This window comes from Enterobacter sp. DN (assembly GCF_046054285.1).
GTDB classification, from domain to species: Bacteria; Pseudomonadota; Gammaproteobacteria; order Enterobacterales; family Enterobacteriaceae; genus Enterobacter; species Enterobacter hormaechei_C.
The window spans coordinates 97,586-113,129 of the sequence record NZ_JBJJTG010000005.1 but is presented as its reverse complement, the minus strand read 5'-3'; the positions used below and the strand labels follow the sequence as shown (position 1 = coordinate 113,129).

Sequence of the window (15,544 nt, the reverse complement as noted above, 5' to 3'; positions counted from 1 at the left end):
TTCAAAAAAAAGCCGACTATCAAAGTCGGCTTCTTTATCGTTATTCGATTATTTAGTACCAAAAATCTTATCGCCGGCATCGCCGAGCCCCGGGATGATGTACCCGTGCTCGTTCAGTCCCTGGTCGACAGACGCGGTATAGAGTTCAACGTCCGGGTGCGCTTTTTCCAGCGCCGCGATACCTTCCGGCGCCGCAACCAGCACCAGCACTTTGATGCTGCTGCATCCCGCTTTTTTCAGCAGGTCGATGGTGGCGATCATCGAACCGCCGGTCGCCAGCATCGGGTCAACCACCAGCGCCATACGCTCGTCGATGTTAGAGACCAGCTTCTGGAAGTACGGGACCGGCTCAAGCGTCTCTTCGTTACGGTAGATACCCACCACGCTGATACGCGCGCTTGGGACGTGCTCCAGTACGCCTTCCATCATGCCCAGACCCGCACGCAGGATTGGCACCACGGTAATTTTTTTACCTTTGATCTGCTCAACCTGTACCGGACCGTTCCAGCCTTCGATGGTCACTTTTTCCGTTTCCAGATCAGAGGTCGCTTCGTAGGTCAGCAGGCTACCCACTTCAGAAGCCAGTTCGCGAAAACGCTTCGTGCTGATGTCATGCTCACGCATCAGGCCCAACTTGTGTTTAACGAGTGGGTGTTTCACTTCCACAATCTTCATTCTCTTTCTCCTCTGAGGTGGCATCCGCAAAAAAATCGCGGGATTATACCGCTTTTTTCGGATTGCGCCATACCCATCTTGCTTGACGTATATCAATCAAAGTGATTTAGAGACAAAAAAACCGGAGGCGAAGCTCCGGCTTGGGTGCGGGTTCTGCCCGGTGGCGCTGCGCTTACGCGGGCCTACGTGTAGTGTAGGTCGGGTAAGCGTTAGCGCCACCCGACAATTACAGGTTATCGCCGTTGCTGGCAATCACCTGCTTATACCAGTCGAACGATTTCTTCTTGCTGCGGTTCAGCGTGCCGTTACCTTCGTTATCTTTATCGACAAAGATAAAGCCGTAGCGTTTTTTCATCTCGCCGGTGCCGGCAGAGACCAGGTCGATACAGCCCCACGGGGTATAGCCCATCAGATCCACGCCGTCTTCCACCACCGCTTTTTTCATCTCGCGGATATGCGCGGAAAGGTAGTCGATGCGGTACTGGTCGTTCACCGTGCCGTCGCTCTCCTGCACGTCGATCGCGCCAAAGCCGTTCTCAACGATAAACAGCGGCAGCTGGTAGTGATCCCAGAACCAGTTGAGGGAGTAGCGAAGCCCCACCGGGTCAATCTGCCAGCCCCAGTCCGATTTCTGCACGTACGGGTTAGAGACCAGGCTCTTGCTCTCGTCGTAGTCCAGCTGCGGGTTGTCCGCCGTCGCTTTGGTGGCGAAAGACATGTAGTAGCTGAACCCGATGTAATCCACGCAGCCCTGCGTCAGCGCCACTTTATCTTCTTCGGTGATATCCAGCGCGAAGCCGCGACGTTCAAAGTAGTTGAGCAGATGCAGCGGATACTTGCCGCGCACGTGAACGTCGGTGAACCAGTAGCGACGATGCATGGCGTTCATCGCCATCATCATATCGTCCGGGGCACAGGTCAGCGGATAGATGGGGCACATGGCAATCATGCAGCCGATTTGCAGCGACGGGTTGATCTCGCGCCCCGCCTTCACCGCCAGGGCACTGGCCACCAGCTCATAGTGCGCCGCCTGGAACATCACCGGCTCGCGATCTTCTCCCGGCGCATATTTCAGCCCGGAGTTGGTAAACGGCGCAAAGTCTTCGTGGAAGTTGGCCTGGTTGTTGATCTCGTTAAAGGTCATCCAGTACTTCACTTTATGCTGGTAGCGCTCAAAAACGACCTTCGCGAAGCGAACAAAGAAGTCGATCAGCTTACGGTTGCGCCAGCCGCCGTATTCCGTCACCAGGTGGAAAGGCATCTCGAAGTGGGAAAGCGTGATCACCGGCTCGATGCCGTGCTTCAGGCACTCGTCAAAAAGATCGTCATAGAATTTGAGTCCCGCTTCGTTCGGCTCCAGCTCGTCGCCTTTCGGGAAGATACGCGTCCAGGCGATGGAGGTGCGGAAGCATTTGAACCCCATCTCGGCAAAGAGTTTGATGTCTTCTTTATAGCGGTGATAGAAGTCGATGGCTTCGTGGTTTGGGTAATTTTTCCCCTCCAGCACGCCGTTGGTGATTTCACGTGGTACCCCGTGGGCGCCTGCCGTCATGACATCGGCAACGCTCACGCCCTTGCCGCCCTCTTTCCAGCCACCTTCGAGCTGGTGCGCCGCAACGGCCCCACCCCACAGAAAGCCTGCTTTAAATCCTGACATTCGCTATCCCTCATTCTGCGTTATTTTCTGCAAAAACAGTTACAGAAACCGGTTTCAGTTTGATGATGTGCAAAGGGGATAGCCGTTGCAAGCAGATCGCCGAAACCGGTTTCATTTTCGTGAACAGAGTCAAGTTTGTTGCCCTGGACAGCCCGCACAGAAAAAAAGATCCTCGCGCCGAGAATAGGCTCGCAAACGTTTGCCTGGACTGTTAGAATTGCGCCGATTTTTCTTACTAGCTATGCAATCGCGTGGGGATTTAAGCCGTGACCAACAAAACTTCTCTCAGCTACAAAGATGCCGGTGTTGATATTGACGCAGGTAATGCGCTGGTTGACCGAATCAAAGGTGTGGTGAAAAAAACCCGCCGCCCGGAAGTGATGGGTGGCCTGGGTGGATTCGGCGCACTGTGCGCGCTACCGCAAAAATATCGTGAACCTGTGCTGGTCTCGGGTACGGATGGTGTCGGTACAAAACTGCGCCTGGCAATGGATCTTAAGCGTCACGATACGATTGGTATCGATCTGGTGGCGATGTGCGTCAACGACCTGGTGGTACAGGGCGCCGAGCCGCTGTTCTTCCTCGATTACTACGCGACCGGCAAGCTGGACGTGGATACCGCAGCCAGCGTCATTAACGGTATCGCCGAAGGCTGCCTGCAATCCGGCTGTGCGCTGGTCGGCGGTGAAACCGCGGAAATGCCTGGCATGTATCACGGGGAAGATTATGACGTCGCAGGCTTCTGCGTCGGCGTGGTAGAAAAATCAGAAATTATCGACGGCAGCAAAGTGGCTGACGGCGATGTGCTGGTTGCGCTGGCTTCCAGCGGTCCGCACTCCAACGGCTACTCTCTGGTGCGTAAAATCCTCGAAGTGAGCGGTTGCGACCCGCTGACCACCGAGCTGGACGGCAAACCGCTGGCCGATCACCTGCTGGCCCCGACCCGCATCTACGTGAAAAACGTGCTGGAGCTGATTGAGAACGTTGACGTGCACGCCATCGCTCACCTCACCGGCGGCGGCTTCTGGGAAAACATTCCGCGCGTGCTGCCGGACAATACCCAGGCGGTGATCGACGCATCCTCATGGCAGTGGCCGTCCGTCTTCAACTGGCTGCAAACCGCAGGCAACGTGAGCTCTCACGAAATGTACCGCACCTTTAACTGCGGCGTGGGCATGGTTATCGCCCTGCCCGCCAGCGAAGCGGATAAAGCGGTTAAGCTGCTGACAGAAAAAGGTGAAAACGCGTGGAAAATCGGTACGATTAAAGCTTCCGATTCCGAACAGCGTGTGGTCATTGAATGAAAAACATCGTGGTGCTCATTTCCGGCAACGGAAGCAATTTGCAGGCAATCATAGACGCCTGCAAACAGAAGAAAATCAATGGCACCATTCGGGCAGTATTCAGCAACAAGGCCGATGCATTCGGCCTTGAGCGCGCGCGGGAAGCGAACATTCCTGCGCACGCGCTGGAAGCCAGCCAGTTCGCCGGGCGTGAAGCCTTTGACCGTGAGCTGGTGCAGGAGATTGACGCCTACGCGCCTAACGTGGTGGTGCTGGCAGGCTACATGCGCATCCTGAGCCCGGCTTTTGTTGCACACTACGCCGGACGACTGCTCAATATCCACCCTTCACTACTGCCAAAATACCCCGGTCTGCACACCCATCGTCAGGTGCTGGAGAACGGCGATGAGGAGCATGGTACCTCCGTGCATTTCGTTACCGACGAGCTGGACGGTGGTCCGGTGATTTTGCAGGCAAAAGTACCGGTCTTTGACGGCGACAACGAAGACGACGTGACCGAACGTGTGCAGACGCAGGAACACGCCATTTATCCGCTGGTGGTAAGCTGGTTTGTCGATGGACGTCTGGAGATGCGCAACGGCGCAGCCTGGCTGGACGGCGTGAAGTTGCCCCCGCAGGGTTATGCGGCCGAAGAGTAGTCTGTTTGAATTGCCCGGCGGCGCTTCGCTTGCACGGGCCTACGGTCCCGTAGGCCGAGGTAAGCGCAGCGCCACCCGCCCCCCCCCTTCCCCAACCCTCTAAATTCCCCAACAAAAAAATAACTGTCATACTTTTCTGGCACTGTTGGACATATCGTGGAAATGCTCGCCATAATAAGGACGAGACGGATTTACCACGTCCTGTGATTGAACTGGAGTGTGAGCTGTAATGGGTCAGGAAAAGTTATACATCGAGAAAGAGCTAAGCTGGTTAGCATTCAACGAACGTGTACTTCAGGAAGCGGCCGATAAAAGCAACCCGCTGATTGAACGTATGCGTTTTTTAGGCATCTATTCCAACAATCTGGATGAGTTCTACAAGGTTCGCTTCGCCGAACTGAAACGGCGAATCATCATCAGCGAAGAACAGGGCTTAAACTCCCACTCGCGGCATCTGCTTGGAAAAATCCAGTCTCGCGTCATGAAAGCCGATCAGGAATTTGATGGCCTCTATAACGAGCTGCTGCTGGAAATGGCACGCAACCAAATCTTCCTGATCAACGAACGCCAGCTCTCCGCGAATCAGCAAAACTGGCTGCGCCACTATTTCAAACATTATCTGCGCCAGCATATCACCCCGATTCTGATCAACCGTGAAACCGATCTGGTGCAGTTCCTGAAAGATGATTACACCTATCTGGCGGTAGAAATCATTCGGGGTGAGACCATTAACTACGCGCTGCTGGAAATACCGTCTGATAAAGTCCCACGCTTTGTAAACCTGCCGCCGGAAACCCCGCGCCGACGTAAGCCGATGATCCTGCTGGATAACATCCTGCGCTACTGCCTGGACGATATCTTCAAAGGCTTCTTCGATTACGACGCGCTCAACGCCTACTCGATGAAGATGACCCGTGACGCCGAGTACGATCTGGTGCATGAGATGGAGGCCAGCATGATGGAGCTGATGTCTTCCAGCCTCAAGCAGCGCCTGACGGCGGAGCCGGTGCGGTTTGTCTATCAACGCGATATGCCGGACGCGATGGTGGAGATGCTGCGCGATAAGCTGACCATCTCCCGCTACGACTCCATTATCCCCGGTGGGCGTTACCACAACTTTAAAGATTTCATTGGCTTCCCGAACGTCGGCAAGGCCAATCTGGTGAACAAACCGCTGCCGCGCCTGCGCCATATCTGGTTCGATAAGTTCCGCAACGGGTTCGACGCCATCCGCGAACGGGATGTGCTGCTCTACTATCCGTATCACACCTTTGAACACGTGCTGGAATTGCTGCGTCAGGCCTCGTTCGATCCGAACGTGCTGGCGATCAAAATCAACATTTATCGCGTGGCGAAAGATTCCCGTATCATCGATGCGATGATCCACGCGGCGCACAACGGCAAGAAAGTGACCGTGGTGGTTGAGCTCCAGGCTCGCTTCGACGAGGAGGCCAACATCCACTGGGCGCGCCGACTGACGGAAGCGGGCGTGCACGTCATCTTCTCCGCGCCAGGGCTGAAAATTCACGCCAAGCTGTTCCTGATCTCCCGTAAAGAGGGCGACGACGTGGTGCGCTACGCCCATATCGGTACCGGGAACTTTAACGAGAAAACCGCGAGAATCTACACCGACTATTCGCTGCTGACTGCCGATGCCCGCATCACCAACGAAGTGCGTCGGGTGTTCAACTTCATTGAGAACCCGTACCGCCCGGTGAGCTTCGATTATCTGCTGGTGTCACCGCAGAACTCACGGCGCCTGCTGTACGATATGATCGATAAAGAGATTGCCAATGCGCAGAACGGCTTGTCGTCCGGCATCACGCTGAAGCTCAACAATCTGGTGGACAAAGGGCTGGTGGACCGCCTGTACGCGGCCTCCAGCTCCGGCGTTCCGGTAAATCTGCTCATTCGCGGCATGTGCTCGCTCATTCCGGAACTGGAAGGCATCAGCGACAATATCCGTGTGATCAGCATTGTGGACCGCTATCTTGAACACGATCGCGTCTATATTTTCGATAACGCCGGTGATAAGCGCGTATACCTCTCGTCCGCCGACTGGATGACGCGTAACATTGATTACCGTATTGAAGTGGCGGCACCGCTGCTGGATCCTCGCCTGAAGCAGCGTATCCTGGACATTATCGAGATCCTGTTCAGCGATACGGTGAAAGCACGTTATATCGACAAAGAACTCAGTAATCGCTATGTACCGCGCGGCAATCGCCGTAAAGTGCGGTCGCAGCTGGCGATTTACGATTACATCAAATCACTTGAGCAACCCGATTAACCTATGCCAATAAACGATAATACCCCACGCCCGCAGGAGTTCGCTGCGGTCGATCTTGGCTCAAACAGTTTCCATATGGTCATCGCCCGCGAGGTGGATGGCGCAATGCAGATCATCGGTCGTCTGAAGCAGCGTGTGCATCTGGCCGATGGTCTCGACGCGCGTAACATGCTGAGCGAAGAGGCCATGGAGCGCGGGCTGAACTGCCTGTCGCTGTTCGCAGAGCGTCTGCAAGGCTTTTCGCCGTCCAGCGTCTGCATCGTCGGGACGCATACGCTACGCCAGGCGCTGAACGCGCCGGAGTTTCTTAAGCGCGCGGAAAAGGTTATCCCCTACCCGATTGAGATCATCTCCGGTAACGAAGAAGCGCGCCTGATTTTTATGGGCGTGGAACATACGCAGCCGGAAAAAGGCCGCAAGCTGGTGATTGATATCGGCGGTGGCTCCACGGAACTGGTCATTGGCGAAGACTTCGAGCCGCGTCTGGTGGAAAGCCGCCGTATGGGCTGCGTCAGCTTCGCGCAGATGTATTTCCCGGGCGGCGTCATCACCCGCGAAAACTTCCAGCGCGCGCGCATGGCCGCCGTACAAAAACTGGAAAATCTGGCCTGGCAATACCGTATTCAGGGCTGGAACGTGGCGCTGGGCGCATCGGGGTCGATTAAAGCGGCCCATGAAGTGCTGCTGGCGATGGGTGAAAAAGACGGGTTTATTACGCCTGAGCGCCTGGTGAAACTCACCGAAGAGGTGCTTAAGCATAAGAGCTTCGACGCCCTGAGTCTGCCGGGTCTGTCCGACGAACGTAAAGCCGTGTTCGTGCCGGGGCTGGCGATCCTCTGCGGCGTGTTTGACGCGCTGGCGATCAAAGAGCTGCGCCTCTCTGACGGCGCCCTGCGTGAAGGCGTGCTGTATGAGATGGAAGGCCGTTTCCGTCATCAGGATATTCGCAGCCGCACCGCGCAGAGCCTGGCCAACCAGTACAACATCGACCGCGAACAGGCGAAGCGCGTTCTCGAAACCACGGTGCAGATGTATGAGCAGTGGGAGGAGCAGAATCCGAAGCTGGCGCATCCGCAGCTGGCCGCGCTGTTGAAATGGGCCGCCATGCTGCACGAGGTGGGGCTGAACATTAACCACAGCGGCATGCATCGCCATTCAGCCTATATTCTGCAAAACAGCGACCTGCCTGGCTTCAACCAGGAGCAGCAAACCATGATGGCGACGCTGGTGCGCTATCACCGCAAAGCCATCAAGCTCGACGATCTGCCGCGCTTCACGTTGTTTAAGAAAAAGCAGTTCCTGCCGCTCATTCAGCTGTTGCGCCTGGGCGTGTTGCTCAATAATCAGCGACAGGCGACCACCACGCCGCCGACGCTGAAGCTAAAAACGGATGACTATCACTGGACGCTGAGCTTCCCGCACGACTGGTTCAGCCAGAACGCGCTGGTACTGCTGGATCTTGAAAAAGAGCAGCAGTACTGGGAAGCGGTCACCGGCTGGCTGTTGAAGATTGAAGAAGAGAGTTCTGAGGCGGCAGCGTAACGGCTCAGGCGCTCTCCTGAGAAGGCTGCGTGTTGAGCAACGTATCAAGCTCAGCCGGCAACCCAATCAAATAGCCCTGCACATAATCGATACCTAGCGCGTGCACCGCGCTACGTATCTCTTCCGTTTCCACATATTCCGCCACCACCAGCATTTTCTTCATCCGGGCCAGATGGCAAATGGAAGCCACAATCTGGTAATCCAGGCTGTTGCTGACAATATTGCGAATAAAGCCGCCGTCGATTTTGAGGATGTCGGCGTCCACGCTTTTTAACCGCGCATAGCTGGCGTAGCCGGTGCCAAAATCATCAATGGCGATCCGGATGCCCATTTTTTGTAATTTCCTGAGGGTAGACGCCGCCAAATCCGCATGACCAAAGGCGCTGCTTTCGGTCACTTCAAAGATCAGCTGCCACGCTTCAACGGCGTATTTGGCTAACAGGCGGCTCACTTCAAGCGGGAACTGCGCCCGGTAGACGGTAGAAGGTGCGAGGTTGATCGCAAAGCGCTGGCCCGGCAAACGCTGGCGGTGCTGTGCCAGGAAACTCAGCGTACGCTCCAGTACCCATAAATCGACACGCGATGATAAACCAAACTCCTGTGCGATGGGCAGGAACTGTTCGGGAAAGATCAGCGCCCCGTTATCATCACGCATACGCAGCAGCACCTCGTGGTAACAATCGCCGCGCAGCCCGCGAACGGGTTGAACCAGCAGGGTAAAAGCGTCCTGCTCCAGCGCGGCCTGCAAACGGCTCATCATCGCGACCTTATCTTTCAGGCTACGCTGCAAGTGAACAGCCCCGCGCTGCTGAAGATTTTCCGGGTGGTTGGTAGAAAGGGAGAGATCGGCCACGATGCCCAGTTCCCCCAGCACCAGATAGAGGTGATTGACGGGTGAGCGCACATAGCAATAGCTTATGCCGACCTGAGGCTGTACCGGCATACCATCCCAGACAAAAACGAACTGCTTGATATGCTCGTCCAGCGTCTCAATGCGCTGTTGATGCGACTCCGCATCCAGACGCACCGCCATGTCATACCCGGTAAGGTGATAGACTCGTTCATTGGGCTGAAGGGTGCCGTTTATCCATTGCGCCAGCTGCTGTTTATACTGGATCCGCAGCATCACGCCGTAATTGCGTCCCAGTACCTCCAGCTCGGGCACGCGCAGTAAACAGAGCGCCGACCACGGGTGACTGGCCAGCTCGCGCGACAGCGCCCGCAGGTTGGGCATATGCACCACCGGATCGAGAAATGCCTGGCTGCGGGAGCGAATATTGATGGCCCGCTGGCGTGTCGCCAGCATCGACATGTACGTCACGACGAAGGAAAAGACCAGATAGCTGGATGAGGTGATCGCCAGCTGAATGCCATAACCCTCCTGCACCGGAATGTAGTGATAAAAAAAGTGAATCGACACCAGCAGGACCGGCGTCCAGATGAGTGACATCAGCTTGTAGCCAAAGCGCATCGCACCCCAGAGCATCACGGGCATCAGCAGGGACAAGGTGTAGTTGGTACTGAAAATGGAACTGTTTGCATTCATGGGCAACAGCAGCATGACCAGCAACCCGCCCAGGGCTAAAAACCACACCACAAACTCAACGGCCGTCACCTTTTTGTCTATTTGCGCGCGGAGCTGGGACATCAGTCCCTTGATATAGCGCGGATTACGTATCAGGCGGATCAGCAGGTAGCTTAGCGGCACGCCCGTCAGCCCGCTCACCAGCAGCCCCTGATAGTTAATAAGGGTCCGAATATTGAGGGGATTCAGTCCTGCGAGGCTCTGGCGGCTCTCATAGACGCCGAGATAGACCGCAAACTGAAACAGCAGCAGAAATAGCGTTGCCGGGCAAAACACCTGCCAGAAAATACGCTGCCCCATCAGGCGTATGTCACCGTAAGCGGTCATATTGCGCCGGGGCGCAAACACGCGATAACCGCCCCAGCTGAGCACCAGAGGAACGATAAAATGCAGAATGCCGGCCATGGCTTCAAATAACCCAACGGAGGGGTAATAACGTAAAAACAGCGACACCACCACCCCGGGGAGGGCTTCCAGGCCAAAGAATAACATCAGCGTCAGCAAAAAGGAGAGCGGGAGATAATAGAGCGCAACGATACCGTCGCCCAACTGCGTTAAGGTATTAGCCACACTAAGCACCGGGAGTAACACGACGGGTAAAATAAGAGGAAGTGCCCACCAGCGGTCTTTATTTTGCTTCAGGATGTGGTGAATATTCATAGATGCTCGTTTACAACCCTTGCGCTCCAGAGGGTAAATGAAGACAGGCATCCAACCTGACGTACACGTTGCCTGGAAAATTCCTGGCAAGCACAGTGGAGGAGGGATTTTAAATATCAACGACGGGATGCGGTTGACCTAAATCAAATTAATTTATCTGAATAAACCTTTCTTACGTTTTTTTTGAATATTTTTCCTGTAATTATCAATGCGATAAATAAAAGCGTTGTTTTTAATAACATAAATTAATGTAAGCATTGACGCTATTTTACATTTCGCCGAATTGACCCTGACTTGCGGCTGTGCCTTAATAGCCGTATCGCCCAAAAGGGTATACTCAGGAAAAGAAAGTGAGTCAGGCTACGCGTATGCGAAAACGACATCGATTTAACACCCGGATGACCCGCATCATACTGCTTATCAGTTTCCTGTTTTTCTTTGGCCGCTTTGTTTATTCCTCCATTGGCGCCTGGTATCACCATCAGGACAAAATTCAGTCGCAGCAATCAGGTCTTGTCGTGGATTCGCCTGAGCGCTAAAGCGTGTTCGCTCCCGGCAGACAAACTGTATCGCACTGTATCCTGAGCGCTACGCTGACAAACCGGTACAAAACGCCCGCAAAAGCAAACATCCCCGATACATAAAAATGGTCTTCTGTATCCCTCGCCATAATAAACTGATGAGGAGAGAAACAGATGATTCGTCGATATTTCCTGCTTCCTGTATTTGCGCTGACGTCCTTTGCTGGCGCACTGGCCGCACCGTTGGATGGCCTGAGCGCCGCTGATGTCAACGGTCCAGCCGCCGTCGCCCCGCCTGAACACCCCCAGCCGCCAGCAAAACTGATTGTCGATCCGCCGCTGGCGGGACCGCTAAGTAAAGGTGCGGTCTTTATTCAGTACCGTGTCGAAAACCTGCGCATTGAACCTGTATTTGGACCCGACGCGCTGAAAGTCACTCCGCGTATCGGCCATATTCACGTTGTGGTGGATGACGCGCCCTGGCACTGGGCTGATACCAGCGGCGAGCCGGTGATCCTGGTCGGGCTGCCCGCAGGAAAGCACAAAGTGACGATCGTCGTTGCCGACCCGACGCATAAACCCATCGACCATAAAACCGTTGAATTCACCGTGCCGCCACACGCCGCGGTTCATCACTTTTAAGGAGCCTGTTATGAAAGCATTGTCTGTATTAACAGCGATGGTGCTGGCGGTTTCCACCAGCGCGCTGGCAGAGACGAAAGCCAGCGTGGTGCTGGTGCACGGGGCGTTTGCCGACGGCAGCAGCTGGAATAAGGTGATTACCCGGCTGCAAAAACACCATACCGAGGTCATTGCGGTACAACTTCCGCTCACGTCTCTGAAAGATGATGTCGCCGCCACGCAGCGTGCTATCGCCCGGGCTCATGGGGATGTGGTGCTGGTCGGTCACTCCTGGGGCGGGACGGTAATCAGCGAGGCGGGAAACAATGCCCGCGTGAAGTCACTGGTTTACGTTGCCGCTTTTGCGCCGGATTCCGGCCAGTCGACGGCAGCTCTGGCAAATAGCTTCCCTGCTCCGCCAGGGAGCGCCAGCCTCGCTAAAACCACAGAGGGGTATTTATATCTGCCGATAAAAGCGGTCAGCGAGAATTTCGCCCCTGACGTGAAGGACGTTGAGCGCAGCGTGATTGCCGCGACGCAGAGCCCCATTAAGGCCGATGCGTTTGGGGAGAAAATCGCGCATGCCGCCTGGCATGACAAACCGAGCTGGTATGTGGTCAGCAAAAATGACCGGATGATCAATCCTGAGCTAGAGCGCGCAATGGCGAAGAAAATCAACGCCAACACCACGGAGGTAGCGGCAAGCCATGTATCGATGGTCAGCCAGCCGGACGTCATTACCCGTACGATTGAACAGGCGTTATCGGGTCAACAGTGATAAAAAAGCCCGCATGATGAACGGTCCGACTTCGGGCCACGCCATCCTGCGGGCTTTATGCACTTCCGGCTCCTGCAACGGGGTTATGTGCGGTTTTGTCACAAACGCACCTTCCCCCTCGCTGAACCATCAGAAGCTGTACGTCACCTTCAAACTTCCCACAGGAGACGTTTTTCGCTGAACAATGGGGCTATCGCCAGCCTCTCCCGTCAGCTGCGTAACGCCAGCTGCGGCAAGCAGGCTCCAGCGGGAGGTAAGCTTATGGGTCCAGTCCAGGTTCAGCGAATACGCATATATTCCCGATCCGGCATCGTGTCGGGCAAAACCCGATGCGGCCGACTGGGCGGCATTCACCCCGTAGTAGGTTTGCACATACTTACTGGATCCCCAGCTACCGGTCAGCGCCAGCGTTAACGCATTTTTCGGAGATGTATAGAGCGGGCTGGCAATGCCGAAATGCACAGCTTCACCATTGTCTCTCTCAGAAACCGGGACCTCTGCCTGTAACTGCACGGTCAGCCAGTCAGTCACCCTGTATCCCAGCCCTGGCACAACGATAGCTGAGCCTTTAATGTCACCCATTCCTCGCAGGTCGTCGCTGCCGGAGGCGATCGAATCGCTGCTTACGTCGCGATCCTTACGTCCTGCGCGATAGCTCAGCGCTGCGTTGTAGTCCAGGTTACCAAAGCTGTTGCCGTAGCCGATCCCCCGCGTGGTGCTGACAAAAAAACCATTGGCCATCGCGTAATCAACCACCTGAGCCGCAGAGACCCGGCTCTTGTCCGAACCGGAATAGCGTGGCGCAACATCCACGCCGCCTCCCAGGGTTAACACGTTGCCCTGAGGCTGATCTGCCGCCAGGGTCGGGGTAGCCAGTAACGCCAGGACGGCCCCCGGCAAGATGCTTTTCATGCTGCGACCGATGCGTGAACGGGGGAAACTATTACGCAGTGTGATGTTTCTCATTAAAGAAGCCCTTTGGATTCAGATGATTGCGATACAAGCGGTGTTAAACGCCAGAGCGCTCATTCTGAATACTCACCCTAAGGTTCTTATGAGCCGTAAATGAAGAAATGCTGAAGCACGTGAAGGTTCTGTAAACCCTGTAGAATTCCTGTTACCGTTTTTTCTTCAGTTGTTCTTCATGCACTGTTGATACAGTTACCAATGTGAAAATTCTACTAATTGAAGACGACCTGGATCTCGGCAATGGCGTGCGTATCGCCCTTGCAGATCAAGGGTTTGATGTTATATGGGTACGCCGCAAAGAGGATGCGCTGCATAAGCTTGGGATCTGCGTGCCGGAACTTATTTTGCTCGACCTGGGGCTGCCCGATGGCGATGGCATGAGCCTGATGACGCGCCTGCGTCAACAGCTTAAGGGCGTCCCCGTCATCATCCTGACGGCGCGAGGCACGCTACAGGACCGCCTGTGCGGGCTGGATGCAGGTGCAGACGATTATCTGGTCAAACCTTTTGTTCTCGCCGAACTGCTGGCGCGCGTGAGAGCCCTTGCGCGGCGCAGTTACGGTTTTGAAAATGAGGCAATAGAAATTCGCGGTTTGTCGCTTCATATTCCGACGCGTCGCGTAACGGTGAGCGCACGCCACGTTGAGCTGACGGCAAGCGAATATGCGCTGCTTGAAACGTTAATGCTGCGCGCCGATCGCGTGCTTACGCGACGGTATCTGGAAGAAAGGATATTTGGCACGAAAGAAAACCTCAGCAACGCGCTTGACGTGCATATGGGTAACCTGCGGCGAAAAATCGGCGATGGCTTTGTGCGAACGGTAAGAGGCGTTGGGTATGTCATCGATACCGTACCCGTTCAGAAGGCAGCAGGTTGATGCGTAATTTTTGGCACCACCTCCGGCTTCCCACGCTGGTCAGGCGAATGCTGGTCGCCCAGATGCTGCTGCTTACGTTGCTCTGGTGTCTCTTTTTAACCTTCATTTTGCTGGAAGACCTGCGTAGCCCTCCCATACTGACGGGCAGTGAGACTTATGAAACCGTTTTTTCCCTGGTGGAGAGTATGGACGATCGCCCGCAGGCGCGTGATGCCGTGCTGGCAGCGTTCAGCAAGGCGCTGCGGGAGGGGTATGGCGGCGGCGAAGATCCGGAGCTGTCCATCAATCTCATTGTTCGCAAGAATAACGAGATTATTTTTTCTTCGGATGGTGCGCCGACGGGGGTAAAAAATAGCCGTCTGGGGGTCATGCAGCATGTCCAGAGTGAGGACCATACATGGACGAGCCGTACCCTCAAATCCGCGCACTCCGACGTGGAAGTCACCCTTTTTACCCCTGCCGGTAGCTGGAATTTCTTTATCTATCTGAACTCGCGCGGCTACTACGTCATGCCGCTGATGATATGCATCCCTTTTCTTCTGTTCCCCGCGTGGCTGTCCATCCGCATCGCGATGCGCCCCTGGAACAAGGTGGTGAATGAAATTTCATTGCGCACGCCGGACGATCTCTCGCCTTTAAAAGCCGTCCCCAGACACAGGGAGCTTCGCCAGACGGTCGACGCGATTAATGACTTTCTGGCCAGGGTGCGGGAAAGCGCCGAAAGGGAAAGAATGTTTATTGCCGATGCCGCACACGAACTGCGTACGCCTCTGGCCGCGATGCGGATCAACGTCGAGGCGTTGCAGTCCTGGGTCATCAGCGAAAGCCAGCAGGAGCTGCTTGCGGGCATTGTTCGCAGCAATAGCCGTGCTGCGCGTCTCGTCAATCAGCTTCTGCTGATGATGCACAGCGAAGCGCACATCAGCACGGTGATGTCGCCTGTGCCGCTGACGACGCTTATTCAGGAGCGAATGGCTGCCCTGGAACCGCTGGCGTCCGGGCGCAGAATTGAGTTTGAATTCATCGCCGATGATGAAATCCATATCACAGGCATTCGGGAACGTCTGGTATCGCTGATCGACAATTTAATTGAGAATGCCGTGAAGTACAGCCCTGAGGGTGGACGCATTGAGGTACAACTGCAATCGCGTGATAAGTCCGCTCAGCTGCGCGTCTCAGACGCGGGTCCCGGCATTCCGGTTGAATTGCGGGAGCGTGTGTTCGACAGGTTCTTCCGCGATCCTAATCAGACCCAAAGCGGGAGTGGACTGGGGCTTGCTATCGTTAAAGCCGTTACGCAGCAACACAACGGCAGGGTCAATCTGAGTAAGTCAGCCGAAGGCGGTCTTATGGTGACCGTTGATTTCCCGAATCCGGCGTTCGCATGAACGTAAACGCGGCGCTACACGTCCTGACATGTGTCAGC

13 protein-coding genes are annotated in these 15,544 nt (G+C 55.3%); 9 read left to right on the top strand and 4 right to left on the bottom strand.

Features of this window, described 5'->3' with window-relative positions; genetic code table 11:
- Nucleotides 1–48: 48 nt before the first annotated feature.
- Both upp and ACJTMZ_RS13680 read right to left on the bottom strand, forming a co-directional pair.
- Nucleotides 49–675, bottom strand: coding sequence for a uracil phosphoribosyltransferase (upp, locus tag ACJTMZ_RS13685; RefSeq protein WP_003860560.1), 627 nt, complete (start codon nt 673–675; stop codon nt 49–51).
- A gap of 226 nt (nt 676–901) precedes the next feature.
- Nucleotides 902–2,332, bottom strand: a complete 1,431-nt coding sequence (locus ACJTMZ_RS13680) for a 6-phospho-beta-glucosidase (RefSeq protein WP_032669403.1) — start codon at nt 2,330–2,332, stop codon at nt 902–904.
- A gap of 266 nt (nt 2,333–2,598) precedes the next feature.
- Between ACJTMZ_RS13680 and purM the strand changes: the two genes are divergently transcribed.
- The 4 genes from purM (at nt 2,599) to ppx (ending at nt 8,106) form a co-directional block, all read left to right on the top strand.
- Entirely contained in the window at nt 2,599–3,636 is a 1,038-nt protein-coding gene (purM, locus tag ACJTMZ_RS13675; RefSeq protein WP_017383509.1) for a phosphoribosylformylglycinamidine cyclo-ligase, read from the top strand.
- Nucleotides 3,633–4,274 (top strand): phosphoribosylglycinamide formyltransferase, encoded by a 642-nt coding sequence (gene purN, locus ACJTMZ_RS13670; protein ID WP_408626935.1) that lies wholly within the window; start codon nt 3,633–3,635, stop codon nt 4,272–4,274. Before purM ends, purN begins: the two co-directional genes overlap by 4 nt.
- 229 nt (nt 4,275–4,503) lie before the next feature.
- Nucleotides 4,504–6,564, top strand: a complete 2,061-nt coding sequence (gene ppk1, locus ACJTMZ_RS13665) for a polyphosphate kinase 1 (protein ID WP_023295129.1) — start codon at nt 4,504–4,506, stop codon at nt 6,562–6,564.
- Nucleotides 6,565–6,567: 3 nt separating this feature from the next.
- Nucleotides 6,568–8,106: an exopolyphosphatase gene (gene ppx, locus ACJTMZ_RS13660; RefSeq protein ID WP_003860570.1), complete on the top strand. Its 1,539-nt coding sequence runs from the start codon at nt 6,568–6,570 to the stop codon at nt 8,104–8,106.
- Nucleotides 8,107–8,110: 4 nt separating this feature from the next.
- Here ppx and ACJTMZ_RS13655 read toward each other — a convergent pair whose 3' ends face one another.
- Complete coding sequence (locus ACJTMZ_RS13655; RefSeq protein ID WP_047057319.1) at nt 8,111–10,351, bottom strand: EAL domain-containing protein; 2,241 nt, start codon at nt 10,349–10,351, stop codon at nt 8,111–8,113.
- A 368-nt stretch (nt 10,352–10,719) separates the two neighbouring features.
- Between ACJTMZ_RS13655 and ACJTMZ_RS13650 the strand changes: the two genes are divergently transcribed.
- The 3 genes from ACJTMZ_RS13650 (at nt 10,720) to ACJTMZ_RS13640 (ending at nt 12,271) form a co-directional block, all read left to right on the top strand.
- On the top strand, nt 10,720–10,890 hold the full coding sequence (locus ACJTMZ_RS13650) for a YfgG family protein (RefSeq protein WP_017383512.1): 171 nt from the start codon (nt 10,720–10,722) through the stop codon (nt 10,888–10,890).
- Between the two features lie 156 nt (nt 10,891–11,046).
- On the top strand, nt 11,047–11,514 hold the full coding sequence (locus ACJTMZ_RS13645) for a DUF6130 family protein (protein WP_045906606.1): 468 nt from the start codon (nt 11,047–11,049) through the stop codon (nt 11,512–11,514).
- A gap of 10 nt (nt 11,515–11,524) precedes the next feature.
- Complete coding sequence (locus ACJTMZ_RS13640) at nt 11,525–12,271, top strand: alpha/beta fold hydrolase (RefSeq protein ID WP_032649056.1); 747 nt, start codon at nt 11,525–11,527, stop codon at nt 12,269–12,271.
- Between the two features lie 129 nt (nt 12,272–12,400).
- On the opposite strand, the gene ACJTMZ_RS13635 is transcribed toward ACJTMZ_RS13640, so the two are convergent.
- Complete coding sequence (locus ACJTMZ_RS13635) at nt 12,401–13,237, bottom strand: MipA/OmpV family protein (RefSeq protein WP_045142501.1); 837 nt, start codon at nt 13,235–13,237, stop codon at nt 12,401–12,403.
- Nucleotides 13,238–13,440: 203 nt separating this feature from the next.
- On the opposite strand from ACJTMZ_RS13635, the gene ACJTMZ_RS13630 reads away from it, so the two are divergent.
- Together ACJTMZ_RS13630 and ACJTMZ_RS13625 are read left to right on the top strand one after the other, a co-directional pair.
- Entirely contained in the window at nt 13,441–14,118 is a 678-nt protein-coding gene (locus tag ACJTMZ_RS13630) for a response regulator (RefSeq protein ID WP_047636787.1), read from the top strand.
- Entirely contained in the window at nt 14,118–15,506 is a 1,389-nt protein-coding gene (locus ACJTMZ_RS13625) for a HAMP domain-containing sensor histidine kinase (RefSeq protein WP_047636785.1), read from the top strand. Before ACJTMZ_RS13630 ends, ACJTMZ_RS13625 begins: the two co-directional genes overlap by 1 nt.
- Nucleotides 15,507–15,544: the final 38 nt, after the last annotated feature.